Here is a 22,649-nt window from a genome sequence, read left to right on the forward strand (position 1 = left end):
CCAACTCAGCCCTCGGTGAGCATGGCGTCGAGCAGTCGCTGAATGACGAGGCTCACGTCGGCGCGCGTCTGCTCGGGGTCGTCGGCGGTCGCGATCAGCATCGCTGCTTCGTCGAGCGCGCCGATCAGCACGTGGGCCAGCGCGCGGACCGGCTGGTGGGGGAGTTGTCCGGCCTGCATGGCTTCGCTGAGCAGCTGTTCGGTCATACCCAGGCTGTAGCGCTGGGCCACGTCTCGAAAGCCGTCCCAACCCAGGACGTTGGGGGCATCGAGCAGGACGAGTTGGCGCACTTCCGGATCCTCGGCGACCACCAGCCAGTTTTCGGCGGCTGCCCGTAACGCGGTAGCGGGGGTGGTTGCCGCGGAGGCGGCCACCGCTTCGCCGAGTCGCGCCATCACGTCGGCTTCCACGGCCTCCACGACGGCCAGGAAAAGCGCTGCCTTGTCCGGGAATTGGTGGTACATAGCGCCGCGGGTCACGCCGGCGGACTCGGCGATCTCGGGGGTCCCCACGGCCGCGTAGCCGCGCGCGCCCCACAGTTTGCGGGCCGCGCTCATCAGGGCAGCACGGGTGGCGGCGGAACGCTCGGCTTGCGTCCGACGCTTGATTTCCGTACAGGCTGTCGGTAAGTTATTGGCAGGTTGCACGTAACTATGTTAGGAGCTTCCAATGCCCACCGTTGACATTGACGCCGGAACAATCCATTACGACACCGCGGGCCCCCAGGACGGTCGGCCGGTGCTGTTCGTCCACGGCTACGCCATGGGCGCCACGCTGTGGGGGCCGCTGAGCGCTCGCCTGGCCGCGCGAGGCCTCCGCTGCATCGCTCCGAATTGGCCGCTGGGCGCGCATCCGGAGGCGCTGCGGGCCGGCGCGGACAGAACGATGCCGGGGATCGCCGCCATGGTGGATGCGTTCATGGGCGCGCTCGGCCTCGAGGACGTGGTGTTGGTCGGCAACGACACCGGCGGCCTGGTCAGCCAATTGGTTGCGGTCAACCACCCGGACCGGCTCGGGGCGCTGGTGCTGACCAGCTGCGATGCCTTTGAGCATTTCCCGCCGCCCATCCTCAAGCCGTTCATGCTGGCCGCGAAGACGGCGATCACCTTCCGCGGAGTGCTCCAGCCGATGCGGCTGCGGATGGTTCGTCAGCGTGGGTACGGCGCGCTGTCGCACGGCGACATCGACCACCTGGTGAAAGGGTGGGTCACACCCGCGCTGGGTGATGCCGCCATCGCCGAAGACCTCCGTCAGCTCACCAAGTCGCTGAACCAGCAGACCGCCCTGGACGCCGGGGCGCGACTGCACGAGTTCACCAGGCCGGCGCTGATCGCCTGGTCCGCCGATGACCTGTTCTTTCCGGTCGAGGACGGCCGGCGCCTCGCAAGTACGCTGCCCAACTCCCGCTTCGAACTCATCGACGGCTCGCGGACGTTCTCGATGATCGATCAGCCGGACCGGCTGGCCGATCTGGTCGCCGAATTCGCCAGTACCGCAAGCGGTCCAGGAGTCCGTGGTCGATTGTGAGGTGACCGGCCGTTCAGACCAGCCACGCGGCGGTGTTGGGCGGCAAGACACCGCCGGTCGCCGGCGCGCTGGCCAGGATCAGCTGCCCTTCCGGGAGATCTACCGGAAGGTCGCCGGCGTTCAGCGCGCATACCAGCCCGCCGCGCCGGAAGATCAACATTCCCGGCAGCGCGTCGAGCCAATCGACCTGCGATCCGGTGAGTTCGGTGCTGCTCCTGCGTATCTCGAGAGCCTGCCGGTACAGCGAGAGTGTCGAGCTGTGGTCGCTTCGTTGCCTGTCGACAGTCAGCTGTGCCCAGGCCGGCGGCATCGGTAGCCAGGTGTCGGGGTTGTCGGAGAATCCGAACGCCGGCGCATCTCCGGACCAGGGCAGGGGCACCCGGCAGCCGTCGCGACCGCGTTCGGTGTGCCCGGAGCGCTCCCACACCGGGTCCTGCAGGGCCGAATCGGGCAGCTCGACGTTGGGCAGGCCCAGCTCCTGGCCGTTGTAGACGAACACCGCGCCGGGCAGGGCCAACAACACCAGGGCCATAGCCCTGGCCCGGTCCAGCCCGACGGCCCCGCCGCCATAGCGGGTGACCGCCCGCTCGACGTCATGGTTCTCCAGCGCCCAGGTGGCGCTGGCGCCCACCAACCCCACCGCGGCCAGCGAATTGTCGATCGCACCGCGGATCTCTTGGGCATCGAAGTCGGCTTGCAGCAGCCGAAAGTTGAACGCCAGGTGCAGTTCGTCGGGCCGTAGATACTCGGCGAACTGATCGTTGTCGTGCACCCAGACCTCGCCGACGCTCACCGCGTCCGGATAGTCGTCCATGACCCGGCGAATCGCCCGGTGGATCGGATGGACGCCGGGCCGGTTGAAGCGCGGGTCGTCGTCCTGGTGGGCCAGCAGCTTCACATCGGTGACCGGCATGTCCGGCAGGCCGGCCGGCTTGGCCATGCCGTGCGAGACATCGATACGGAAGCCGTCCACGCCGCGGTCCAGCCAGAACCGCAGGGTTCGCTCGAAATCGGCGAACACCTCGGGATTGTCCCAGTTCAGATCCGGCTGTGACACATCGAACAGATGCAGGTACCACTGGCCCGGGCCGTCGGATTCGGTGACGCGCGTCCAGGCCGGGCCGCCGAACACCGACACCCAGTTGTTGGGCGGCAGCTGGCCGCCGGGGCCGCGCCCGTCGCGGAAGTAGTAGCGGTCGCGCGCGGGACTGCCCGGCTTGGCGGCCAGTGCCTCGACGAACCACGGGTGCGCCGAACTGGTGTGGTTGGGCACCAGGTCCATCGTCAGCTTGAGTCCGCGCTCGTGCGCGGCGGCCACCAGTCGATCCAGTGCCGCGAGGTCGCCGAAGAGCGGATCGATGTCACGCGGATTCGCCACGTCGTAGCCGTGGTCGGCCATCGGCGACACCATCACCGGGTTGAGCCACAGCGCCTCGACCCCCAGCCACCGCAGGTAGTCCAGGTGTGCGGTCACCCCGTCCAGGTCGCCGACCCCGTCGGAGTTGCTGTCGGCGAACGAGCGGGGATACACCTGGTAGAACACGCTGTCGGCCCACCACGGGGTGTGGCCGGGGCGGTCGCTGGCGCCCATCAGATCGGTGCGTTGACCAGGAAGTCGGCCGCCGAATGCAGGTACTGCAGCAGTTCGCCGCGGTGTGCATCGTCGAGGGTGTCGCTGTCGATCTCGTCGATGGCCGTCACCATGCAGCGCAGCCACGCATCGCGCTGCATCGGGCCGATCCGGTAGGGGATATGGCGCATCCGCAAGCGCGGGTGCCCACGCAGCTCGGTGTAGGTGCGCGGCCCGCCCCAGTACTGCTCGAGGAACATCCGCAATCGTTCCTCGGCGCCGTCCATGTCGTCGGCGGGGTACATCGGGCGCAGGATCGGGTCCTGGGCGACCAGTTGATAAAACCGCGACACGATGGCGTGAAAGGTCTCCGCACCGCCGACGGCGTCATAAAACGAGGGTTCTTCTATCGGCTGCATCGCCACCCATTGTGGGGCATCGCCGGTGACTGCTGGTGAACACACAGCTAATAGGCGTGCGACCAGCGCCGAATCATGGTGAACTGTTCGGCGGAGGTCAATGGTGCGACACATAAACCGGCTGCAAGACCGGATATGAAACGTCGGGGCCACCGCACCCCCGGTGCCCCACCGGCGAGCCTGAGCGGGCTTGCCACCGCCCCATGCCTGCATTCGGTCGCCACATCCGGTGCTGTCACCGGTCCTGGGACCAGCAATGAAGCCGCATCCATCTGGACTCGTCGGCGGGTATTGCTGCTGAACTCCACCTTCGAGCCGTTGACGGCGCTGTCGCTGCGGCGCGCCGTGGTCATGCTGATCTGCGGTAAAGCCGACATCGTGCACGACGATCCGGCCGGCCCGGTGATCCACTCCGCGACCCGGTCGGTGCCGGTGCCGTCGGTGATCCGGTTGCGGAACTACGTTCGAGTGCCGTATCGGGCCCGGATCCCGTTGACCCGGGCTGCGCTGATGCACCGCGACCAGCACAGCTGCGCCTACTGCGGCGGCAAGGCCGACACTGTCGACCACGTGGTGCCGCGCAGTCGTGGCGGCGACCACTCCTGGGAGAACTGCGTGGCCGCCTGTTCGACCTGCAATCACCGCAAGGCGGACCGGTTGCTGGCCGAGATCGGCTGGACGCTGCGGTTGGTGCCCACCTCGCCCAAGGGCCAGCACTGGCGGCTGCTGGCGGTGATCCACGATCTCGATCCGGTGTGGATGCGCTACCTCGGTGAAGGCGCCGCCTGAGCGCTAGCCGCGACCGAGCCAACCGGCGACGAACCCGGCGAGCAGCACGCCAAACCCGCCCATCTCACCGACGATCAGCAGCACCATCGACACGTGCAGTCCCGTCGTGGGGTGCTCGAACTGGTTGGTGGTGTCCTGCAGGGCGCCGTGCACGATGTAGCTGGCGATGGCGGCCAGGAAGTAGAACACGACCACCATGGCGGCGGTCAGATTCACCCAGGTCGGCCAGGTGCTGAGCTCGACGAAAACCGCCAACAGCAGGGTGGCGAAGGCATATAGCAGTGCGGCCCGGTGTGCGATGTCGACGTAGGGATGGGCGTGGCGTTCCGGTCGGGTGACCATCTGCCGGTATTTCCAGATGCCCAGTCCCAGGGCAAGCAGGAAGGTCAGGCCTGCCGCCAGCAGGGTGATCAGCGTGTCGGTGCCCAGTGCTGCGCCGGTCCAATCCACGATGGTGCCTCCTCAGACGTTCTGTGCGACGTTGTGCCGGTACCAGCGCCGCCCATGCCAGCGTTGGTAGTGCCACACCGCGGTGGGCAGCGTCCCGCGGCGATGCAGCCAGAAGCCGGCCGGCGGCGCGAGTCGAGCCGGCTGCCGGCCGGGCGTGATCTCGGCAAGCACGATCCCTTCGCCTTGATCGGCGCGCCGTTCCGCGATGACGGTGCCGTCCGCGTTGGCGATCAGCGTGGCGCCTTCGAAGTGACCGCGGTACCGAAGGGGCAGCCACGGCATCGCGCAGGTCAACGCACCCGCGTGGGCGGCGTGCACCACCGGGGCGCCGACATACTGGGCAAACGACGCCGCGGCCCGGCGCGCGGTACCGGCGTTATTGCGTTCGAGGCGGTCGAACAGGACGTGCGGCGACCAGCGTGGAATCGACCACCAGCCCGAGCCGGTCATCACCAGGTCCACCCGGCCGCGCAGTCGGCGCACCGTCTGGGTGCGCATCAGCTCCCAGCACACCGCCGCCCCGACCGTATGGTCGCCGGCCGCGAGCACCCCGTCGTCGTCCCCGCCGGTGTAGAATGCGTTCTCCCACATGGTCGGCAGATCCTTGTCGTGGCGCCCCACCACACCGTCAGGACCGGCGAGCAGATAGGCATTGCGCACGTGGCCGTCGGGATCGCGGCACAGAAAGGACCCACCGACCAGCGCGTCGTGCCGGCGAGCCAGCCTGGTGAGCAGTTCGGTGGCCGCACCGTCGGGCGGTAGCGCCGCCGTAGCCAGCGTCGGCTCGAATCCGATGCCGGTGCTGAAGAATTCCGGCAGGGCGATGATCTTGGCGCCGGCGCGGCCCGCCTCGTCGGCCAGCCGCTCGCAGGCGGCAAGGTTGGCCGGAACGTCGCCGAGTACCGCCTCCAGTTGGACAGCCGCAGCAAGAACCATGGTCATCGCCTTTCCGGAACGACCGCGCAGCCCTGGACCTCGAGCAATGTCTGCGGCAGCGACAGCCGTGCGACTCCGATCGAGGTGAGAGCCGGTCGGTGTTCTCCCACCCATGGTGCATAGACGCGCGCCAGCGCGGCCGACAAGTCGTCGATCGCGGTGCTGTAGATGGTCATGCTGACGATCTGTGTGCGATCGGAGCCGACGAAGGCAAGCATGGCGTCCAGTCTGTCCAGGATGAAGGTCAGCTGACCGGTGACATCGGCCGCCGGAACGCTGATTCCATCGGTGTCGGCCTGTGCTGCAACGATTCCCGACCAGTGCACCAGTCCTCCGGTGATCACCAGTTGCGAGATTCCCAACGCGTCGAACATTGCTGGCGGCAGATAGCCGACGTCGGGGGTGAGCCGCTGAATCATGGGGTGTCCTCCTTGCCTAGTTGATGTCCGACTCGAACCGGACCGGGTCGCCTACCCGAACCGGTCCGGTCGCCGTCACGGTGGCGTACACCCCGGCGCACGCCAGCCGCCCGAAATCTCCGACGACCTTGCTGTTGTGTTTGGCGATGGTTCGCAGCGTCGCCCGGTCCAGCGGCACGTCTTTGCCGTGCGCGAGTGTGGACATCACGCATCGTGGCGTGCATAGGTCGATGCTGGCCGAGACCGTCGCTCCGATGGCGAGCCGTCCGCCTACCCAGGCGTCTTCGACGAGGCCGGGCGCTGGGGTGTCGATCACCATCGTCGGCCGATAGCGGCGCGGGTTGAATCTCGCGCCGGGTTCCAGCCGTTGAAAATGGTTGAGCGTCGAGGTGGTTATGAAGTGCAGCGGTGTCAGGTCGAAGAACCGGTTGGCGTGCAGCGGGTCGTAGGTCAAGACCTCGTCGCCGTCGGCGTTCGTGGTCGTGTGGCTGTACACGCCCTCTTTGGGCAGGCCGGTCGCCGCTTCCCAGACCAGCTCGGTCTTCGCGTCGCTGGGCACGGCCGCGGAGAGGCGTACCGCACGGCCGAGGTAGCGCGACATGGCGTCGTCGAGGTCGGTGCCGTCGTTGCGGTGAGCCGTTCCGTCGGGAAAGACGACTTCCAGGGTGGGCAACGGCTGTTCGGGCCGCGGTTCGTCGAGATAGTAGGCCCGACAGGCCAGCATGCTGCCGTACTTGCGCGGATTCTTCGCGTTGCACAGATTGCCGGTCTCGACATCGATGAACGCGTACCGGTGATCCCCGAGACTGCCATGCATGTCGACGTAGGTGTGGGTGATGCTTCGGCCGCCGACCGATTTGATGGGGAAGCGGAAGATGGTCTTAATACGGCCGACCACGCTGTCGGCGCGCAATTCGTCGTTCATGGGACTCCCACTGGCAGGACCCCTGCTGCCCGACGGCGCGCCTACCTCGCGAAGGAAGAAGGCGTTGCCGCACGACAGCAACGGGTGATTGTGCGATCTCCGAGGCCCGTGGGCCTCCCATGACTGCCGGGGCAGCCCTTCCTCACGCTGACTGCCAGTGCGAAGGTATGGCGCCACCATAATCGATGCCCGTTCAGCAGGCGCTAGGCAGTCCCGGCGCGGCGATGTTCGGTCGTTTGCTTCGCGGCGGCCCCCCATCGGGCCGGGTTCTCGCACCGCCCGATCGGCGGTGGGATACCGTCTACGGCGTGAGCGTGTTGGAAACCCTCGGCATCTTCCTTGGCATCCCGGCGGCAATGTTTGCACTGTTGGCCGCCCGGACATTGACGCAGAAGGGGCCGCGTGCGGCCACCTATCAGATGTCGGAGCGGTGGACGCACCCGCCGATTCTCTGGTCGGCGACCGACGAGGCCATTGGCGGACACGGCCACGGCCATTCCGAGTTCAGCGTGGGGGGTGGAACCAGTGGCAACTGGTGAAGTCGTAACGATCGATCCGGCGGACCTGCCGTACGGCTTTGTGGTCACCAACAGCGGTCGGGTGTCCGGGGTTACCGAGCCCGGCGAGGCGTCGTTGCACTACCCGTTCCCGGTCAAGGAACTGGTGGCCCTCGATGACGCACTGACCTACGCCTCGCGCGCCACCCAGGCCCGGTTCGCCACCTACATCGGCGACCTGGGTGCTGACACCGCCGCGCGGGCCCGCGAGATTCTGGCGAAGGTGCCCACCCCCAACGACGCCGTGCTGATCGCGGTCTCGCCCGACCAGAAGGCCATCGAGGTGGTCTACGGCGCCGGCGTGGCCGGCCGCATTGCCCCGGCTGCCGCACCGCAGGGTGTGGCAGCGGCGGCTGCGGCGTTCCGCGACGGCAACCTGATCGACGGTCTGGTCAGCGCGGTGCAGGTGATCAGCGCCGGCGTCACCCCGGCCTAGTCGCTGGCTGCAGCGCCGGACGATCCCTTGGTCGCAAGCGTGAACCTGCCCGGTCCTCACGTCGGACCGGAGATCGCTTCGGCGCATGCTTTGGCTGCGCCGTCTCCGGCGCACAGGGTTTGGCTGGCGAACCTCGACCGGCGCGCTGTCGGGCCGCGAGTGGTGACCGAAATCGTGCGTGGGCAGGGCATCACGCGGGATAGCTTCCGGGCGCTGGACGTGATGGAGCAGGTCACCGACCCGGACGGCAAGAGCTTTTTCGTCATCCCCCGAACAGCCGGCGGCGACGCCGTGCGACGCGCGGTGCTGCTGACCTACCTCCTCAATGCGGGAACCGGTTATGGCCGGCGCGGTGTTCGCAGCGATTTTCCCGAGACGCCGTACGGTGCCGCAGAACTACACCGGATCATCGAGCGTCAGCGCGCGAATCGCTGGAGCTACACGGTGGTCCGAAGCATCTGCAACACCGGCGGCTGCGTGGCGGCCACCCCCAATGGGGTGCTGATAGTGGTCAGCGGCAATCGAATTCAAGGGTCGTTCAGCCACCGCGGCGGCACCATGTGGGGCGATCTGTTCCTGGTCAACACCACCGCGCGCGTCACCGACCCCGCCGGGCGGCTGCGCGAGATCATCGAAACAGGACGGCTCGGCTTGGGCGGCCCGGACCTGGACACGCTGCTGCATCACGAGGAGATCCACGCCCAGCAGTGGGCTGCCTTGGGGCCGGTGCGGATGCCCGCGCGCTACCTCGCCGAGGAGGCCAGGGCGCGAATCTTCGGCGGCGTCAACAGTTTCGAGAAGGACGCCGGACTGGCCGACGGGGGATACCGCTGATCAAGCGGTATCAAAGGTGCGAGCCCGCAGCGACCGTTCCACCCCGGCCCGGCCCTCAGTGACCAACCTGCGCAGCGCCGGCGGCACCGAAGGGTCCGCCAGGAAGGCGTCGGCGGCGTCCAATCCGGCCTGGCTGACATCCCACCCGGGGTACAGGCCCACCACCACGGTCTGCGCGACCTCGCTGGATCGCCGCTCCCACACACCGGAAATCGCCTCGAAGTAGCGCGCGGTGAATGGCGCCAACAGCTCGCCCTGGCCGGGCTGCACGATCCCGCCGATGATCGCGCGACCGGTGATGTTGGCCAACGTGTCGTCCTCGATCACATGCTGCCAGGCCGCTTCCTTGACCGCGGGCTGCGGGCGGGCCGCCGAAGCCTGGGCGCCCTGGCGTTGGCCGGCCGCGGTGGGGTCACGCTGGATCTCGGCGTCGATCGCCGCAGAGTCCAGCGCACCGCTGCGGGCCAGCGCCACCACGATCCGCCAGCGCAGGTCGGTGTCGACGGCCAGACCCGCCAACCCCTGGGCGGCCGGGTCGGCGTCCAAGAGTGCGGCCAGCACCGTGGTGTGCCGCTCGGCGAGCACCGAGGTGCACAGCGCGTTGACAAAGGCCAGCTGGTGATCGGAGCCGGGATCGGCCTCGCGGGCCAACTCCAGCAGCCGGTCGGCGAACGCCGGCCAGCCCTGCTCGGCGGCCCACACCGGATCGGCATAGAACCCCAGCGCGGTCTGCGCCTGCAGCAGCAGCCGCGAGGCGACCCCGACCTCGGTTTCGGCGCCGATGCCGCGCTGCACCAGCGCCAGGAAGTCCCGGGCGCGAAGCTCGGCTTCGCGGGTCATCTCCCAGGCCGCCGACCACACCAACGTGCGCGGCAGCGGCTCGGCGATGTCGGCGATGCGCTCCGTCGCGGCGGCCAGTGACTGCGGATCCAGCCGCAGCGCACAGTAGGTCAAGTCGTCGTCATTGACCAGGATCAGCTTTCCGCGCGAAACCCCAACCAGGCCGGGCACCTGGGTGCTGGGCCCGTCGATGTCGAGCTCCTCGCGGTGCACCCGCACCAACCGGCCCGAACCGGAGGGGTCGTCGTCGTAGATACCGATGGCCAACCGGTGCACCCGCGTCTCACCGGCACCCGGGGCAGCGCCGCCCTGCGTCACCGCGAACCGGGTGAACCGGCCGTCGCCGTCGACATCGAAGTCCGCCCGCAGCGTGTTCAGGCCGGTGGTCTTCAGCCACTGCCGGCCCCAGTCGGACAGATCCCGGCCGGACGCCTTCTCCAGTGCCGCCAGCAGGTCGTCAAAGGTGGCGTTGTCAAAGGCGTGCGCGGCGAAGTAGTCGCGCAGGCCGGCCAGGAAGTGCTCCAGACCGACATAGGCCACCAACTGCTTGAGCACCGAAGCGCCCTTGGCGTAGGTGATCCCGTCGAAGTTGACCTCCACGGCGGCCAAGTCGGGGATGTCGGCGGCGATCGGGTGCGTCGACGGCAGCTGGTCTTGGCGGTAGGCCCACGACTTCTCCGCGTTCGCGAAGGTGGTCCAGGCACTGGTGTATTCGGTTGCCTCGCTTTGGCACAGCACCGAGGCGAACGTCGCGAACGACTCGTTGAGCCATAGGTCGTCCCACCAGCGCATGGTGACCAGGTCGCCGAACCACATGTGCGCCATCTCGTGCAGCACGGTCTCGGCGCGTCGTTCATAGGACGCCCGGGTCACCTTGCTGCGAAAGACGTAGTCCTCCAGGAACGTCACCGCTCCGGCGTTCTCCATGGCGCCGGCGTTGAACTCCGGAACGAACAGCTGGTCATACTTGCCGAACGCATACGGGACGCCGAAGTTGCTGTGGTAGAAGCCGAATCCCTGCTTGGTCTCGGTGAACAGCCGCTCGGCGTCCATGTGCTCGGCCAGCGAAGCCCGGCAGAACAGACCCAGTGGGATCTCACTGTGCTCGTCGCGGTAGACGTCGTCCCAACGGGCATATGGTCCGGCGATCAGCGCGACCAGATACGTGCTCATCTTCGGAGTGGTCTCGAAGGTGTGCACTCCATCGCGCACCACGGCCGTGGCGCCGTTGGAGATCACCTGCCAGTGCGACGGCGCGGTGACGGTGACGTCGAAGGTCGCCTTGAGGTCTGGCTGGTCGAAGCAGGCGAACATCCGCTTGGCGTCGGCGGTTTCGAACTGCGAGTACAGGTACACCTCGTCGTCGACCGGGTCGACGAAGCGGTGCAGACCTTCGCCGGTGTTGGAGTAATAGCACTGCGCGTCGATCTCGACGGTGTTGTGCTTGGCCAGGCCGCTCAGTGTGACGCCGACCGACTCGTCGTAGGCCGAGACATCGAGGGAGCGGCCGTTGAGGGTGGCGCTGTGGATCGTCTCCGCGGCGATGTCGATGACGGTGTCGCTGCCGGCCAGCGCGTCAAAGGTGACGGTGGTGGTGGAGCGAAAGGTGCGCTCGCCCGGTTTGCCGCTGCCATCGGTCAGGTCCAGGGCGATCCGGTAGTTGACGACGGTGACCGAAGCGGCCCGTTCGGCGGCCTGGTCGCGGGTGAGGTTAGGAAGTGCCACGCCCGCCTACAGTAGCCGCCGGATCGTGCGGGCGGGCGCTGGACCGAGTTTAATGAGGCCATGCTGATCGCCGGTCTGACCTTCGCCGCGCTGGCCGCGGTGTTGCACGTCTACATCTTCGCGCTCGAGTCGCTGAGTTGGACCTCACCGCGCACCCGGGCCGTCTTCGGCACCACCGCAGAGGAGGCCGAGACCACCAAGGCGTTGGCCTTCAACCAAGGTTTCTACAACCTGTTCCTGGCCATCGTCACGGTAGTTGGCATTGCCGCGGTTTCGTTGGACCACAACACCGTTGGGCTAGCGCTGATCTTCGCCGGCGTGGGGTCCATGCTGGCCGCGGCCCTGGTCCTGGTGACGTCGTCGCCCGACAAGGCCCGCGCCGCCGTCTTCCAGGGAGCCTTCCCGGCGGTTGCGGTCGCGTTGCTGGCCCTGAGCCTGTAACCACGCGGTGGGCATAGATGTGCTCGGTGCCGCGTTAGACGTTCCAAACGTGTCCATTGTTGGCTGAGAGGATCGCCATGCCCGTGAAATCGCAAGCCGAGCTCTGGTTCGACCCGCTGTGCCCGTGGTGCTGGATCACCTCCCGGTGGATCCTGGAGGTCGAGAAGGTTCGTGACGTCGACGTCACCTTCCACGTGATGAGTTTGGCCGTCCTCAACGAGGGGCGCGATGACCTTCCCGAGCAGTACCGCGAGGGCCTCAAGCACGCGTGGGGTCCGGTGCGGGTGGCGATCGCCGCGGAGCAGTTGCGCGGCAACGAGATCCTGCGGCCGCTGTACACCGCGCTGGGGACCCGGATCCACAACCAGAACAACAAGGACTTCCCCGACGTCATCGCCGGTGCGCTGGCCGAGGTGGGCCTGCCGGCCGAACTGGCCGACGCCGCCACCAGCGACGCCTACGACGAGGCGCTGCGCGCCAGCCACCACGCCGGGATGGACGCCGTCGGCAAGGACGTCGGAACCCCCACCATCCACGTCAACGGGGTGGCGTTCTTCGGGCCGGTGCTGTCTCGCATTCCCCGCGGCGAGCAGGCGGGGGAGCTGTGGGATGCATCGGTCACCTTCGCCTCCTACCCGCACTTCTGGGAGCTCAAGCGCACCCGGGGCGAGGCGCCCGAGTTCGACTGACGGCTGGCGGGGGAGCAGACCGGGTCTGAGACAATGACGCCATGCGCGTCTACCTCGGCTGCGACCACGCCGGCTACGAACTCAAAGAAACGATCGTCGAGCACCTGAAGAAGGCCGGCCATGAGCCGGTCGACTGCGGGGCCTTCAGCTACGACGCAGAGGACGACTACCCGGCGTTCTGCATCGCGGCGGCTGCCCGCACGGTGGCCGACCCCGACAGCCTCGGAATCGTGATCGGCGGGTCCGGCAACGGCGAGCAGATCGCAGCCAACAAGGTGCCCGGGGCGCGTTGTGCGCTGGCCTGGAGCACCGAAACCGCGCAGCTGGCCCGCGAACACAACAATGCCCAACTGATCGGTATCGGCGGTCGGATGCACAGCACCGCCGAAGCGCTCGCGATCGTCGACGCGTTCTTGAGCACTCCGTGGTCGGAGGCCGAGCGTCACCAGCGGCGCATCGACATCCTGGCTGCCTACGAGCGCAACCACGAGGCACCTCCGGTGCCCGGCGCTCCGGCCTGACCCGGGCACAGACTGGCCTGACATGCCGGAGGGGCACATCCTGCACCGGCTGGCCCGGCTCCATCAGCGTCGCTTCGCTGGGGAGCCGGTCGCGGTGTCCAGTCCGCAGGGCCGATTCGAATCCGGCGCCGCCCTAGTCGACGGACAGCCACTGCTGCGCGCCGAGGCGTGGGGCAAGCACCTGTTCCACCACTACGGGGGCGGGCCGGTCGTGCACGTGCACCTGGGGATCTACGGCCACTTCACCGAGTTCGAGATCGCTGACGGCGCCCTGCCCGAACCGGTCGGCCAGGTCCGGATGCGGATGGTGGGCACCGAATTCGGCACCGACCTGCGCGGTCCGGCCGCGTGTGAGGTGGTCGACGAGGCCCAGGTTGCCGACGTGATCGCGCGGCTGGGGCCCGATCCGCTGCGCGGTGATGCCGATCCGTCGCTGGCCTTCAAGCGAATTACCAAGTCCCGCAAATCTATTGCTGCGCTGCTGATGGACCAGTCGGTGCTGGCCGGGGTCGGCAACGTCTACCGCAGCGAGGTGCTGTTCCGGCACCGGATCGACCCCTACCGGCCGGGCGTGCAGATCGGCGAAGCGGACTTCGCCGAGATCTGGGCGGACTTGGTGGCGCTGATGAAGGTCGGGCTGCGGCGCGGCAGCATCGTCGTCGTCCGACCCGAGGACGACCACGGCGCTCCGGCGTATGCGGCCGGCAAGCCGCGTACGTATGTCTATCGGCGCGCCGGTGACCCGTGCCGCGTGTGCGGGACTGCCGTGCGGACTGCTGAACTAGAGGGCCGCAATGTGTTCTGGTGTCCCTCCTGTCAGTCCTGATGTCCAGGCCGGCCAGTCAACTCCCAGCGAAAGCCCATGATCTTCAATCTGTTTGAGCGTTTCGGCGGCAGGTAGCGCGGCTATAACCGAGCCCATGGAATCGCTCAGCAGAATTTCCGCTGCCACCTTTGCCATTGCCGCAGGTACGGGGTTGATCGGCCTCGGTGTCGCCGCCCAAGCTCGTGCCTTGCCGGCGCCGTTGCCGGTCTACCACTGGTGTCCCGGCCAGAGCTGGGACTCCACGTGGGGCATGAACTGGGAGAAGAACGAATGCCACGACGATCATCACCGCGATCGGGACGGCAGTGACCACAGCCGCGACTTCCGAGGCGATCAGCACGGCCCAGGTGGAATCAACCAACATGGCCCGCAGGGACCGCATCCACAAGGGCCCCAAGGACCCCATGGCCCACAGGGGCCCGGCGGACCTCAACAACACCCCGGTGACTTTGACCATCCGGGTAACCCCGGTCAGCCCGGGTCCGGCCCCCGCTGATCTGCGGCCGCGGGCGGTAGCTCAGTCGTCGTACACCGTCTCGCGCCGGGGCCGAAGCGTCACCCCGAGTGCCCGGTAGATCTCGTTGGACAACACCACGCTGCGCGGGTCGGCATTGGCCTGGGTGTGGTCGAACCGGTTCATCACGTAGCCGTAGCCGATCCGGTGCTCCAGATCGGCGAACGCGAACGACCCGCCGAGGCCACCGTGACCGAAGATCCGCCGGTTGGGCCCGTTGACCCCCTGGGCGTTGAGCATGTAGCCCATGCCCCAGCCGTGCTCGGCCACTCGGGGCCCGAGCACCAAGTCGGTTTCGGTGCCGCCCTGCAGTACTCGCAGGCGGTCCATGGCGGCCCGGCTGAGCACCTTCTCCTGCACCAGGCCGTTGTAGAACGTGGCCATGCCCAGGGCGGAGACCTGGGCGTTGGTGCCGGGGAACTCCAATTGGCGCCAGAGCGTCAGGTCGTTGGTGGCGATCTCGTCGTCGGGGGCGAATCCCATCGCGACCGCCAGTCCCGCCTTGGGGTGGTCGTCCAACGAGGTCGGGCGTTTCGGCGCGCCGGCCGAGGACAGCATCTCCCGGATCGTCGGCTTGCCCACCGGGTCGGCGCAGCGGTAGGGCTGCTGCTCGGCCGGCACCCCGATGTGTACCTCGGCGCCCAGCGGGCCGGCGACCTCGGTGCGCAGGTACTGGCTCACCGTCAATCCGGTCACCCGCCGGACGACCTCGCCGATGATGAAGCCGTAGGTGGTCATGTGATAGCCCTGCGCGGTGCCGGGACGCCACCACGGTTCGGCGGCGGCCAACCGCTCGCAGACCAGATCCCAGTCGGTGACGTCGCGCCAGTGCATCGGTTCGCGCGGTCCGATCGCCCCGGAGCGGTGCGCCAGCACCATCGCCAGGGAGATGTCGCCCTTGCCGGCCTGGCCGAACTGCGGCCAGTAGTGGGCCACCGGCACCCGCAGGTCCAGTTCCCCGGCATCGGCGAGCCGGTGCACGCAGGTGCTGGTCAGGCCCTTGCTACCCGACAGCACGGTGCTCAGCGTGTCTTCCTGCCAGGGCCGCTGGCCCTCGACGTCGGCGGAGCCGGCCCACAGATTGACGACGAGCTCGCCGTCCACATAGGCCGCTACGGCCGCGCCGAGTTCGTCGCGCTCGGTGAAGTTGCGTTCGAACTCGGACCGCACCTTCTCAAAGCGCGGGGAGCACGTCCCATGGATTTGGACGTGCCGTGTGCCGCCCATGGCGTGCCTTCCTGCTAGGGAGAATCCCCTTCCGCGGGGGCGACGGGGCGATCGGACCCGCGTAGCTTGCTTCGAAGGATAAGTCCGCGGTGACGCGTGAGTACAGCAGCCCCGGCCATTGCCGGCGGCCGGTCGTCTTAGCCCTGCGCGACGCGATGGGCGGAGACAAAGAAGTCGCTAAGTGCTCCGGCCGGCATATCGTCGGGCGCCGGGCGACCTAGTCCCGCCATCACGTCAAGCGTCGGGGCTGCCGTTGTCGTCCAGCCGTGCCCGGCAAGCCATTCGGCCACGTCGGCGCGGTCGCCGCTGAAGAACAGCTCTTCGGTGGAGTAGACCTCTTCGCGAGTTGTTTGGTTCATCCGAGCGAACATCGCACGAAGTCTTTCCGGCTCGTAGAACTCTGGCCCGTAAACGTCGACAATCAGGCGGCTACCGGGAGCGCTCAGCGACGTGATGCGTTCGAACAGCACGTCCTGTCCGGTCGGCGGCAGATACGGCAGCAGCCCCTCGGCGACCCAAACGGCGGGGGCGGTGGAGTCAAACCCAGCTGCCAACAGTGCCGCCGGCCAGTCGTCGCGCAGGTCGACAGGCACCGCACAGCGCCGTGCCGAGGGTCGAATTGCGTGTGCTGCCATGGTTTCGCTCTTGAAGTCAAGGACACCGGGTTGGTCGAGTTCGTAGACGACGTTTCCTTCGGTCCACGGCAACCTCCACGCCCTGGTGTCCAGTCCGGCAGCGAGAAGTACCACCTGGCGGTCCGTTCCGGCGCGCAGAAAGTCGTCGATGAACCGGGTACGGCACACGGCGCAATCCGTCGATGCTTGACGGAACGCGGCCGTAGCCGGGTCTTCGTAGTCGTTGCGGTGCCAAGCCTCGGTGGCGTACGGGTTGCGCCACCCTTGGGTGACAGCTGCGTCCAGGAAGCGCTGGGCGAACGGATCTGTGAACAGTCCGTCGGAACGGACGTTCTCGGCTGCGCGGACCATGGCCGTGGCGAGCGCTGTAGAGCCGACTTTCCCTGCGATGCCCCAACTGTCGTCGTCAGTTCGCATGGGAGCTCCCTAGGCACTCAATGTTGCCTACATCATCGCATCCTGGGCACAACCTGCATCGACGTTCGCGCGACCAATTTGCCGGGCCGACAGGAACGCCGGCCGCGGCGACGCTAGCGAAGACCGGCGCACAAGGCAGGACTGCCTGGCGAAACGCCGATGCCAGGGTCCTTGCAGAGCGGGCGACGGGAATCGAACCCGCGTAGCTAGTTTGGAAGACTAGGGCTCTACCATTGAGCTACGCCCGCATGAACAGCTAGAGCGAGACTGTACCGGCGTGGCGGACCCGAAATCCAATTGCCCCGCCGCGGTGGCTTCGTGGGGCGTTGGCAGCAGGTCATTGTGATCACCGATATGCCGGGCCGTAGGATCGCCTGGTCAGTGCGGGGTGTAGCGCAGCTTGGTAGCGCATCCGCTTTGGGAGCGGAAGGCCGCAGGTTCAAATCCTGTCACCCCGACCAGCAGCGCGCGCCGCACCGGCACGACCGACCACGTCAACGATATCGAGGAGTACACCCGTGAAGAGCACCGTCGAGCAGCTGACCCCGACCCGGGTTCGCATCAACGTTGAGGTGCCGTTCACCGAGCTTCAGCCGGACTTCGAGCGGACCTACAAGCAGCTGGCGCAGCAGGTGCGGATGCCGGGCTTCCGGCCGGGCAAGGCTCCGGCCAAGCTCATCGAAGCTCGCTTCGGTCGTGCCGCGGTGTTGCAGCAGGTGGTCAACGAGGCGCTGCCGAGTCGCTACAGCGAGGCCGTGACGAGCTCGGACCTCAAGCCGCTGGGTCAGCCCGACATCGAGGTCACCAAGCTCGACGACGGTGAGAACATCACCTTCACCGCCGAGGTCGACGTGCGACCGGACATCACCCTGCCCGACCTGGAGCAGCTCAAGATCACCGTGGACCCCATCGAGGTCAACGACGACGAGGTCGACGCCGAGCTCGACTCGCTGCGCGCCCGCTTCGGCACCCTGACCGGTGTCGAGCGCCCGGCCGCCAAGGGCGACTTCGTCTCGATCGACCTGGACGCCACCATCGACGGCGAGGCTGTTGAAGGCGCTGCCACCGAGGGGCTGTCGCACGAGGTCGGATCGGGTCAGCTCATCGAGGGCCTCGACGACGCCATCGTGGGGTTGTCGGCCGGTGAGAGCAAGTCCTTCACCACCAAGCTGGCGGCCGGACCGCAGGCCGGCAAGGACGCTGAGGTCACCGTCACGGTTCAGTCGGTCAAGGAGCGCGAGCTGCCGGAGGCCGACGACGAGTTCGCGCAGCTGGCCAGCGAGTACGACACCATCGGCGAGTTGCGGGAGAACCTCACCGAGCAGGTGAGCCGGACCAAGCGCATCCAGCAGGCCGAGAAGGTCCGCGAGGCGACGCTGGAAACCCTGGTCGAGCAGGTGGAGATGCCGCTGCCCGAGGCCGTGGTGCAGGCGCACATCGACAACGCCCTGCACAACGCCCTGCACGGTCTGGACCACGACGAGAACAAGTTCGCCGAGTCGCTGGCCGAGAAGGGCTCCTCGCGCGCCGAGTTCGACGCCGAGACCCGCAGCGAGGCCGAGAAGTCGGTGAAGACCCAGCTGCTGCTCGACGCGCTCGGCGACGAGCTGGAGATCCAGGTGGGCCAGAACGACCTGACCCAGCACCTGGTGCTGATGGCACGTCAGTACGGCATCCCGCCGCAGCAGCTGGTGCAGTTCCTGCAGCAGAACAACCAGCTGCCGGCGGTCTTTGCCGACGTGCGTCGCGGCATGGCATTGGCCGCGGCGGTGCGTGCGGCCGCCGTCAGCGACACCGCGGGCAACGAGATCGACACCGCCGAGTTCTTCGGTGCCGACGATTCAGCTGAGGCGGACGAAGCCGCCGCGGCGTTGGCCGCTGCCGAGGAAGCCGAGGAAGCCGACGAGGCCGTTGAGGCCGAGGCTGCATCCGACGAGTGACGCTGTAAGCGAACGAAGCCGGTTCGGACCGCCCTGAGCCGTCCCGGTTGGTTAGGGTCGGTGCATATGAATCTCGAGAAAGCAGGTATCCCACTGTGAGCCAGCCCGGACTGAATCTCGTCGACTCGGTATACGAGCGGCTACTGCGAGAACGCATCATCTTCCTGGGGTCGCAGGTGGACGACGACATCGCCAACCGGCTGTGCGCCCAGATCCTGTTGCTGGCCGCCGAAGACCCGACCAAGGACATCTCGCTCTACATCAACTCCCCGGGCGGTTCGATCAGCGCGGGGATGGCGATCTACGACACCATGGTCCTGGCGCCGTGTGACGTGGCCACCTACGCGATGGGCATGGCCGCCTCGATGGGCGAGTTCCTGCTCGCGGCGGGCACCAAGGGCAAGCGCTACGCCCTGCCGCACGCCCGGATCCTGATGCACCAGCCGTTGGGCGGGGTGACCGGTAGCGCCGCCGACATCGCCATCCAGGCCGAGCAGTTCGCGGTCATCAAGAAGGAGATGTTCCGGCTCAACGCCGAGTTCACCGGGCAGACCATCGAGCGCATCGAGGCCGACTCAGACCGCGACCGCTGGTTCACTGCCGCCGAAGCCCTGGAATACGGCTTCGTCGATCACATCATCACCAGCGCCCACGTCAACGGAGCCGCATCATGAACCCCGAAACCTTGCGAGCCATCGCACCGCAGGCGCGCTACATCCTGCCGTCGTTCGTGGAGCACTCCAGCTGGGGCGTCAAGGAGTCCAACCCGTACAACAAGCTGTTCGAGGAGCGCATCATCTTCCTCGGCGTGCAGGTCGACGACGCCTCGGCCAACGACATCATGGCCCAGTTGCTGGTCCTGGAGTCGCTGGACCCCGACCGCGACATCACCATGTACATCAACTCCCCGGGTGGTTCCTTCACCTCGCTGATGGCGATCTACGACACCATGCAGTACGTGCGGGCCGACATCCAGACCGTGTGCCTGGGTCAGGCGGCCTCGGCTGCGGCGGTGCTGCTGGCGGCCGGCACGCCGGGCAAGCGGATGGCGCTGCCCAACGCCCGCGTGCTGATCCACCAGCCGTCACTGTCGGGCGTGATCCAGGGCCAGTTCTCGGACCTGGAGATCCAGGCCGCCGAGATCGAGCGGATGCGCACCCTGATGGAGGGGACGCTGGCTCGCCACACCGGTAAGGACGCCGAGCAGGTCCGCAAGGACACCGACCGCGACAAGATCCTCACCGCGGCCGAGGCCAAGGAGTACGGGATCATCGACACCGTGCTGGAGTACCGCAAGCTGTCGGCGCAAACCGCCTAGCTATCTCTGCAACACCGAACGTGCACTCAGCGCGAATTTCCGGAAGGATTTTCGCGCTGAGTGCACGTTCGGCGTAATGCGGCCGCCAGCGCGGTGATATCGGCCGGGCTGACCCGGCAGCAACCGCCCACGATGCGGGCTCCGGCGGCCACCCACTGCGGCACCAGCGCGGGGGAGAATCGCGCCGGCCCGGCCCAGCCTCCGGAGTCCCAGCGCTCACCGCTGTTGGGGTAGACGATCACCGGCTTGCCGGTGACTTCGCGGGCGATCTCGATCGCCGGCAGGACGTCGCCCGGGGCGCAGCAGTTGACTCCCACCGCGACGATCTGCGGTACCCCGGCAGCCACCGCGAACGCCTCCGTGAGGGGCTGTCCGGCACGGGTTTCCGCGCCGTCGATCGTGTAACTGAGCCAGGCCGGCACATTCGCCTCCTGGACCAGATCCACCAGTGCCGCCGCCTCATCGAGGTCCGGCACGGTCTCCAACGCGAGCAGATCGGCGCCGGCGCCGGCCAGGATCTCCAACCGGGACCGGTGCCACGCCGACAGCTGTGCGACCGAAAGTCCGTACCGGCCGCGGTATTCCGACCCATCGGCGCGCGCGGCGCCGTACGGGCCGACCGAGGCCGCAACCCAGCGTTTCCTCCCGCCGCCGGCGGCCTGACGGGCCAGGTCCACGCTGCGCCGCAACAGCCCGGCGGCTGCCTGGCGGTCGATTCCGCGGGCAGCGAACCCCTCGAAGCTTGCCTGGTAGCTGGCGGTGGTCGCGATCTGCGCGCCGGCGGCGAAGAAGGCCGCGTGCACGGCCGCAATGTCCTGGGGTGCCTCAATGAGCAACCGGGCAGACCACAGCGGATCGGCCAGGTCTGCCCCGCGGGCTTCCAGTTCCGTCGCCAGCCCCCCATCGGCGACGAGCACGGTATCGTCGGGCACGGCGAACCCCACGTTTGCCACTCTAGAGCTGGAAAGGCTCCGCCCGTCTCACAGCCGGGTAACGCCCCCGAAACGCTCACGCCGCGCCAGCGCGTCACACGCCGGCTGCGGCGCCTTGGGCTATATGTTCGTGGAGCAGGCAGACGGAGCCCGTGATGAATACCAACGACGCGATTCGGCCTTATCGGTCGCCTCGCATCGGACTGAACGGGTAGCGTCGGAGCAGACACCGGCACCCCGACGACAGACGGCGAACAGGAAGTAGGTCCTAACGCACTATGGCGCGCATTGGAGACGGCGGGGACCTGCTGAAGTGTTCGTTCTGCGGCAAGAGCCAGAAGCAGGTCAAGAAGCTCATTGCTGGACCGGGCGTCTACATCTGCGATGAGTGCATCGACCTGTGCAACGAAATCATCGAAGAGGAGTTGGCCGACGCCGACGACGTGAAGCTCGATGAGCTGCCCAAGCCCGCTGAGATCCGGGAGTTCCTGGAGGGCTACGTCATCGGCCAGGACACGGCCAAGCGCACGCTGGCGGTGGCTGTTTACAACCACTACAAGCGGATCCAGGCCGGCGAGAAGAGCCGGGACTCCCGCTCCGGTGAGCCGGTTGAGCTGACCAAGTCCAACATCTTGATGCTCGGGCCCACCGGCTGTGGCAAGACCTACCTGGCCCAGACGCTGGCCAAGATGCTCAACGTGCCGTTCGCGATCGCCGACGCTACCGCGCTGACCGAAGCGGGTTACGTGGGTGAGGACGTCGAGAACATTCTGCTCAAGCTGATTCAAGCGGCCGACTACGACGTCAAGCGCGCCGAGACCGGCATCGTCTACATCGACGAGGTCGACAAGATCGCCCGCAAGAGCGAAAACCCCTCGATCACCCGCGACGTCTCCGGTGAGGGCGTGCAGCAGGCGCTGCTGAAGATCCTGGAGGGCACCCAGGCCTCGGTTCCGCCGCAGGGCGGCCGCAAGCACCCGCACCAGGAATTCATCCAGATCGACACCACCAATGTGCTGTTCATTGTTGCTGGTGCTTTCGCCGGACTGGAGAAGATCGTCTCGGACCGGGTTGGCAAGCGAGGCTTGGGATTCGGCGCCGAAGTCCGGTCCAAGGCCGAGATCGACACCACCGACCACTTCGCTGAGGTCATGCCCGAGGACCTGATCAAGTTCGGTCTGATCCCCGAGTTCATCGGCCGGTTGCCGGTGGTGGCCTCGGTGACCAACCTGGACATGGAGTCGTTGGTCAAGATCCTGTCGGAGCCCAAGAACGCGCTCGTCAAGCAGTACAGCCGGCTGTTCGAGATGGACGGGGTGGAGCTGGAGTTCAGCCAGGACGCGCTGGAGGCCATCGCCGATCAGGCGATCCACCGTGGCACCGGTGCGCGCGGTCTGCGGGCGATCATGGAAGAAGTCCTGCTGCCGGTCATGTACGACATCCCGAGCCGCAACGACGTCGCCAAGGTCGTCGTGACCAAGGAAACGGTGCAGGACAACGTGTTGCCGACCATCGTGCCGCGCAAGGCATCCCGCGGCGAGCGTCGCGACAAGAGCGCCTGATCCGGGGGCGGCGCTCGTCGCCGCGCAAAGTTACTCGCCAGTACCGAACTTCTCTTAGAGTTGGCGCGCGGGTGAACGTGATGAAAACCACATTTCCGGCTCAAGTTGACCACGAACCCGGGTGTGACATCGACATTTAACACTGAGTAACCCAAATTTCGACACGGTGTGGCGTCGTATGGTCTATAAGAGCGGTGCAA

At 67.3% G+C, this 22,649-nt stretch carries 24 protein-coding genes, 2 tRNA genes and 1 pseudogene; 15 read left to right on the forward strand and 12 right to left on the reverse strand.

Going from position 1 to position 22,649, the window contains the following annotated elements; genetic code table 11:
* Positions 1-5: 5 nt before the first annotated feature.
* Positions 6-557 carry a TetR/AcrR family transcriptional regulator gene (locus RCP37_RS07115; protein WP_308486222.1) on the reverse strand — a complete coding sequence of 184 codons (552 nt, stop codon included), beginning with the start codon at positions 555-557 and terminating at the stop codon, positions 6-8.
* A 112-nt stretch (positions 558-669) separates the two neighbouring features.
* On the opposite strand from RCP37_RS07115, the gene RCP37_RS07120 reads away from it, so the two are divergent.
* Positions 670-1,527, forward strand: coding sequence for an alpha/beta fold hydrolase (locus RCP37_RS07120; RefSeq protein WP_308486223.1), 858 nt, complete (start codon positions 670-672; stop codon positions 1,525-1,527).
* A 13-nt stretch (positions 1,528-1,540) separates the two neighbouring features.
* On the opposite strand, the gene RCP37_RS07125 is transcribed toward RCP37_RS07120, so the two are convergent.
* Complete coding sequence (locus tag RCP37_RS07125) at positions 1,541-3,118, reverse strand: glycoside hydrolase family 13 protein (protein ID WP_308486224.1); 1,578 nt, start codon at positions 3,116-3,118, stop codon at positions 1,541-1,543.
* Positions 3,118-3,516 carry a globin gene (locus tag RCP37_RS07130; RefSeq protein ID WP_308486225.1) on the reverse strand — a complete coding sequence of 133 codons (399 nt, stop codon included), beginning with the start codon at positions 3,514-3,516 and terminating at the stop codon, positions 3,118-3,120. The genes RCP37_RS07125 and RCP37_RS07130 overlap by 1 nt, the downstream gene beginning before the upstream one ends.
* Before the next feature lie 135 nt (positions 3,517-3,651).
* Between RCP37_RS07130 and RCP37_RS07135 the strand changes: the two genes are divergently transcribed.
* The gene (locus RCP37_RS07135; RefSeq protein ID WP_308486226.1) at positions 3,652-4,305 is read left to right on the forward strand and encodes an HNH endonuclease; all 654 of its coding nucleotides are present in this window, start codon (positions 3,652-3,654) and stop codon (positions 4,303-4,305) included.
* Between the two features lie 3 nt (positions 4,306-4,308).
* On the opposite strand, the gene RCP37_RS07140 is transcribed toward RCP37_RS07135, so the two are convergent.
* From RCP37_RS07140 to RCP37_RS07155, 4 genes are read right to left on the reverse strand one after another with little or no spacing between them, the layout of a single operon-like run.
* Positions 4,309-4,734 (reverse strand): hypothetical protein, encoded by a 426-nt coding sequence (locus RCP37_RS07140; protein ID WP_308486976.1) that lies wholly within the window; start codon positions 4,732-4,734, stop codon positions 4,309-4,311.
* A gap of 33 nt (positions 4,735-4,767) precedes the next feature.
* Positions 4,768-5,691: a carbon-nitrogen hydrolase family protein gene (locus RCP37_RS07145; protein WP_308486227.1), complete on the reverse strand. Its 924-nt coding sequence runs from the start codon at positions 5,689-5,691 to the stop codon at positions 4,768-4,770.
* Positions 5,692-5,693: 2 nt separating this feature from the next.
* Positions 5,694-6,110 carry a RidA family protein gene (locus tag RCP37_RS07150; RefSeq protein ID WP_308486228.1) on the reverse strand — a complete coding sequence of 139 codons (417 nt, stop codon included), beginning with the start codon at positions 6,108-6,110 and terminating at the stop codon, positions 5,694-5,696.
* Between the two features lie 16 nt (positions 6,111-6,126).
* Positions 6,127-7,035 carry an MOSC domain-containing protein gene (locus RCP37_RS07155; RefSeq protein WP_308486229.1) on the reverse strand — a complete coding sequence of 303 codons (909 nt, stop codon included), beginning with the start codon at positions 7,033-7,035 and terminating at the stop codon, positions 6,127-6,129.
* Between the two features lie 356 nt (positions 7,036-7,391).
* On the opposite strand from RCP37_RS07155, the gene ctaJ reads away from it, so the two are divergent.
* The 3 genes from ctaJ (at position 7,392) to RCP37_RS07170 (ending at position 8,862) form a co-directional block, all read left to right on the forward strand.
* Positions 7,392-7,574 (forward strand): aa3-type cytochrome oxidase subunit CtaJ, encoded by a 183-nt coding sequence (gene ctaJ / locus RCP37_RS07160; RefSeq protein WP_308486977.1) that lies wholly within the window; start codon positions 7,392-7,394, stop codon positions 7,572-7,574.
* On the forward strand, positions 7,561-8,028 hold the full coding sequence (locus tag RCP37_RS07165; RefSeq protein WP_065040474.1) for a DUF5130 domain-containing protein: 468 nt from the start codon (positions 7,561-7,563) through the stop codon (positions 8,026-8,028). The genes ctaJ and RCP37_RS07165 overlap by 14 nt, the downstream gene beginning before the upstream one ends.
* Before the next feature lie 162 nt (positions 8,029-8,190).
* Entirely contained in the window at positions 8,191-8,862 is a 672-nt protein-coding gene (locus RCP37_RS07170) for a hypothetical protein (RefSeq protein ID WP_308486230.1), read from the forward strand.
* Here RCP37_RS07170 and pepN read toward each other — a convergent pair whose 3' ends face one another.
* The gene (gene pepN / locus RCP37_RS07175; RefSeq protein WP_308486231.1) at positions 8,863-11,427 is read right to left on the reverse strand and encodes an aminopeptidase N; all 2,565 of its coding nucleotides are present in this window, start codon (positions 11,425-11,427) and stop codon (positions 8,863-8,865) included.
* 60 nt (positions 11,428-11,487) lie between these two features.
* On the opposite strand from pepN, the gene RCP37_RS07180 reads away from it, so the two are divergent.
* From RCP37_RS07180 to RCP37_RS07200, 5 genes and pseudogenes are all read left to right on the forward strand, one after another.
* Positions 11,488-11,868, forward strand: coding sequence for a DUF1304 domain-containing protein (locus RCP37_RS07180; protein ID WP_308486232.1), 381 nt, complete (start codon positions 11,488-11,490; stop codon positions 11,866-11,868).
* A 77-nt stretch (positions 11,869-11,945) separates the two neighbouring features.
* Positions 11,946-12,557: a DsbA family oxidoreductase gene (locus tag RCP37_RS07185; RefSeq protein ID WP_308486233.1), complete on the forward strand. Its 612-nt coding sequence runs from the start codon at positions 11,946-11,948 to the stop codon at positions 12,555-12,557.
* A gap of 41 nt (positions 12,558-12,598) precedes the next feature.
* Positions 12,599-13,078: a ribose-5-phosphate isomerase gene (locus tag RCP37_RS07190; protein ID WP_046284350.1), complete on the forward strand. Its 480-nt coding sequence runs from the start codon at positions 12,599-12,601 to the stop codon at positions 13,076-13,078.
* 22 nt (positions 13,079-13,100) lie between these two features.
* Entirely contained in the window at positions 13,101-13,904 is an 804-nt protein-coding gene (locus RCP37_RS07195; protein WP_308486234.1) for an Fpg/Nei family DNA glycosylase, read from the forward strand.
* A 94-nt stretch (positions 13,905-13,998) separates the two neighbouring features.
* A pseudogene (locus RCP37_RS07200) lies at positions 13,999-14,256 on the forward strand (hypothetical protein); the annotation flags it as partial.
* A 165-nt stretch (positions 14,257-14,421) separates the two neighbouring features.
* Here the strand turns inward: RCP37_RS07200 and RCP37_RS07205 are convergent.
* From RCP37_RS07205 to RCP37_RS07215, 3 genes are all read right to left on the reverse strand, one after another.
* On the reverse strand, positions 14,422-15,645 hold the full coding sequence (locus RCP37_RS07205; protein WP_308486235.1) for a serine hydrolase domain-containing protein: 1,224 nt from the start codon (positions 15,643-15,645) through the stop codon (positions 14,422-14,424).
* A gap of 137 nt (positions 15,646-15,782) precedes the next feature.
* On the reverse strand, positions 15,783-16,697 hold the full coding sequence (locus RCP37_RS07210) for an SAM-dependent methyltransferase (RefSeq protein ID WP_308486236.1): 915 nt from the start codon (positions 16,695-16,697) through the stop codon (positions 15,783-15,785).
* Between the two features lie 177 nt (positions 16,698-16,874).
* A tRNA-Gly gene (locus RCP37_RS07215) sits at positions 16,875-16,945 on the reverse strand.
* 136 nt (positions 16,946-17,081) lie between these two features.
* On the opposite strand from RCP37_RS07215, the gene RCP37_RS07220 reads away from it, so the two are divergent.
* From RCP37_RS07220 to clpP2, 4 genes are all read left to right on the forward strand, one after another.
* A tRNA-Pro gene (locus RCP37_RS07220) sits at positions 17,082-17,158 on the forward strand.
* A 57-nt stretch (positions 17,159-17,215) separates the two neighbouring features.
* Positions 17,216-18,637, forward strand: a complete 1,422-nt coding sequence (tig, locus tag RCP37_RS07225; protein WP_308486237.1) for a trigger factor — start codon at positions 17,216-17,218, stop codon at positions 18,635-18,637.
* Between the two features lie 95 nt (positions 18,638-18,732).
* A complete protein-coding gene (locus RCP37_RS07230) occupies positions 18,733-19,311 on the forward strand; it encodes an ATP-dependent Clp protease proteolytic subunit (protein ID WP_308486238.1) in 579 nt (192 codons plus the stop codon).
* Entirely contained in the window at positions 19,308-19,955 is a 648-nt protein-coding gene (gene clpP2, locus RCP37_RS07235) for an ATP-dependent CLP protease proteolytic subunit ClpP2 (RefSeq protein ID WP_308486239.1), read from the forward strand. Before RCP37_RS07230 ends, clpP2 begins: the two co-directional genes overlap by 4 nt.
* Positions 19,956-19,981: 26 nt before the next feature.
* On the opposite strand, the gene mmuM is transcribed toward clpP2, so the two are convergent.
* The gene (gene mmuM, locus RCP37_RS07240; RefSeq protein ID WP_308486240.1) at positions 19,982-20,899 is read right to left on the reverse strand and encodes a homocysteine S-methyltransferase; all 918 of its coding nucleotides are present in this window, start codon (positions 20,897-20,899) and stop codon (positions 19,982-19,984) included.
* 266 nt (positions 20,900-21,165) lie between these two features.
* Between mmuM and clpX the strand changes: the two genes are divergently transcribed.
* Positions 21,166-22,449, forward strand: a complete 1,284-nt coding sequence (clpX, locus tag RCP37_RS07245) for an ATP-dependent Clp protease ATP-binding subunit ClpX (protein ID WP_067974620.1) — start codon at positions 21,166-21,168, stop codon at positions 22,447-22,449.
* The last annotated feature ends 200 nt before the right edge of the window (positions 22,450-22,649 follow it).

It is taken from the genome of Mycolicibacter sp. MU0102 (assembly GCF_963378105.1).
In the GTDB taxonomy this organism is placed as follows: domain Bacteria; phylum Actinomycetota; class Actinomycetes; order Mycobacteriales; family Mycobacteriaceae; genus Mycobacterium; species Mycobacterium holstebronense.

Bases quoted from the DNA above. Each gene is read 5' to 3' on its own strand.
- RCP37_RS07115 (WP_308486222.1), bottom strand. From the start codon at position 557: ATGAGCGCGGCCCGCAAACTGTGGGGCGCGCGCGGCTACGCGGCCGTG.
- RCP37_RS07120 (WP_308486223.1), top strand. From the start codon at position 670: ATGCCCACCGTTGACATTGACGCCGGAACAATCCATTACGACACCGCG.
- RCP37_RS07125 (WP_308486224.1), bottom strand. From the start codon at position 3,118: ATGGGCGCCAGCGACCGCCCCGGCCACACCCCGTGGTGGGCCGACAGC.
- RCP37_RS07130 (WP_308486225.1), bottom strand. From the start codon at position 3,516: ATGCAGCCGATAGAAGAACCCTCGTTTTATGACGCCGTCGGCGGTGCG.
- RCP37_RS07135 (WP_308486226.1), top strand. From the start codon at position 3,652: ATGAAACGTCGGGGCCACCGCACCCCCGGTGCCCCACCGGCGAGCCTG.
- RCP37_RS07145 (WP_308486227.1), bottom strand. From the start codon at position 5,691: ATGGTTCTTGCTGCGGCTGTCCAACTGGAGGCGGTACTCGGCGACGTT.
- RCP37_RS07150 (WP_308486228.1), bottom strand. From the start codon at position 6,110: ATGATTCAGCGGCTCACCCCCGACGTCGGCTATCTGCCGCCAGCAATG.
- RCP37_RS07155 (WP_308486229.1), bottom strand. From the start codon at position 7,035: ATGAACGACGAATTGCGCGCCGACAGCGTGGTCGGCCGTATTAAGACC.
- ctaJ (WP_308486977.1), top strand. From the start codon at position 7,392: ATGTTTGCACTGTTGGCCGCCCGGACATTGACGCAGAAGGGGCCGCGT.
- RCP37_RS07180 (WP_308486232.1), top strand. From the start codon at position 11,488: ATGCTGATCGCCGGTCTGACCTTCGCCGCGCTGGCCGCGGTGTTGCAC.
- RCP37_RS07185 (WP_308486233.1), top strand. From the start codon at position 11,946: ATGCCCGTGAAATCGCAAGCCGAGCTCTGGTTCGACCCGCTGTGCCCG.
- RCP37_RS07190 (WP_046284350.1), top strand. From the start codon at position 12,599: ATGCGCGTCTACCTCGGCTGCGACCACGCCGGCTACGAACTCAAAGAA.
- RCP37_RS07195 (WP_308486234.1), top strand. From the start codon at position 13,101: ATGCCGGAGGGGCACATCCTGCACCGGCTGGCCCGGCTCCATCAGCGT.
- RCP37_RS07205 (WP_308486235.1), bottom strand. From the start codon at position 15,645: ATGGGCGGCACACGGCACGTCCAAATCCATGGGACGTGCTCCCCGCGC.
- RCP37_RS07210 (WP_308486236.1), bottom strand. From the start codon at position 16,697: ATGCGAACTGACGACGACAGTTGGGGCATCGCAGGGAAAGTCGGCTCT.
- clpP2 (WP_308486239.1), top strand. From the start codon at position 19,308: ATGAACCCCGAAACCTTGCGAGCCATCGCACCGCAGGCGCGCTACATC.
- clpX (WP_067974620.1), top strand. From the start codon at position 21,166: ATGGCGCGCATTGGAGACGGCGGGGACCTGCTGAAGTGTTCGTTCTGC.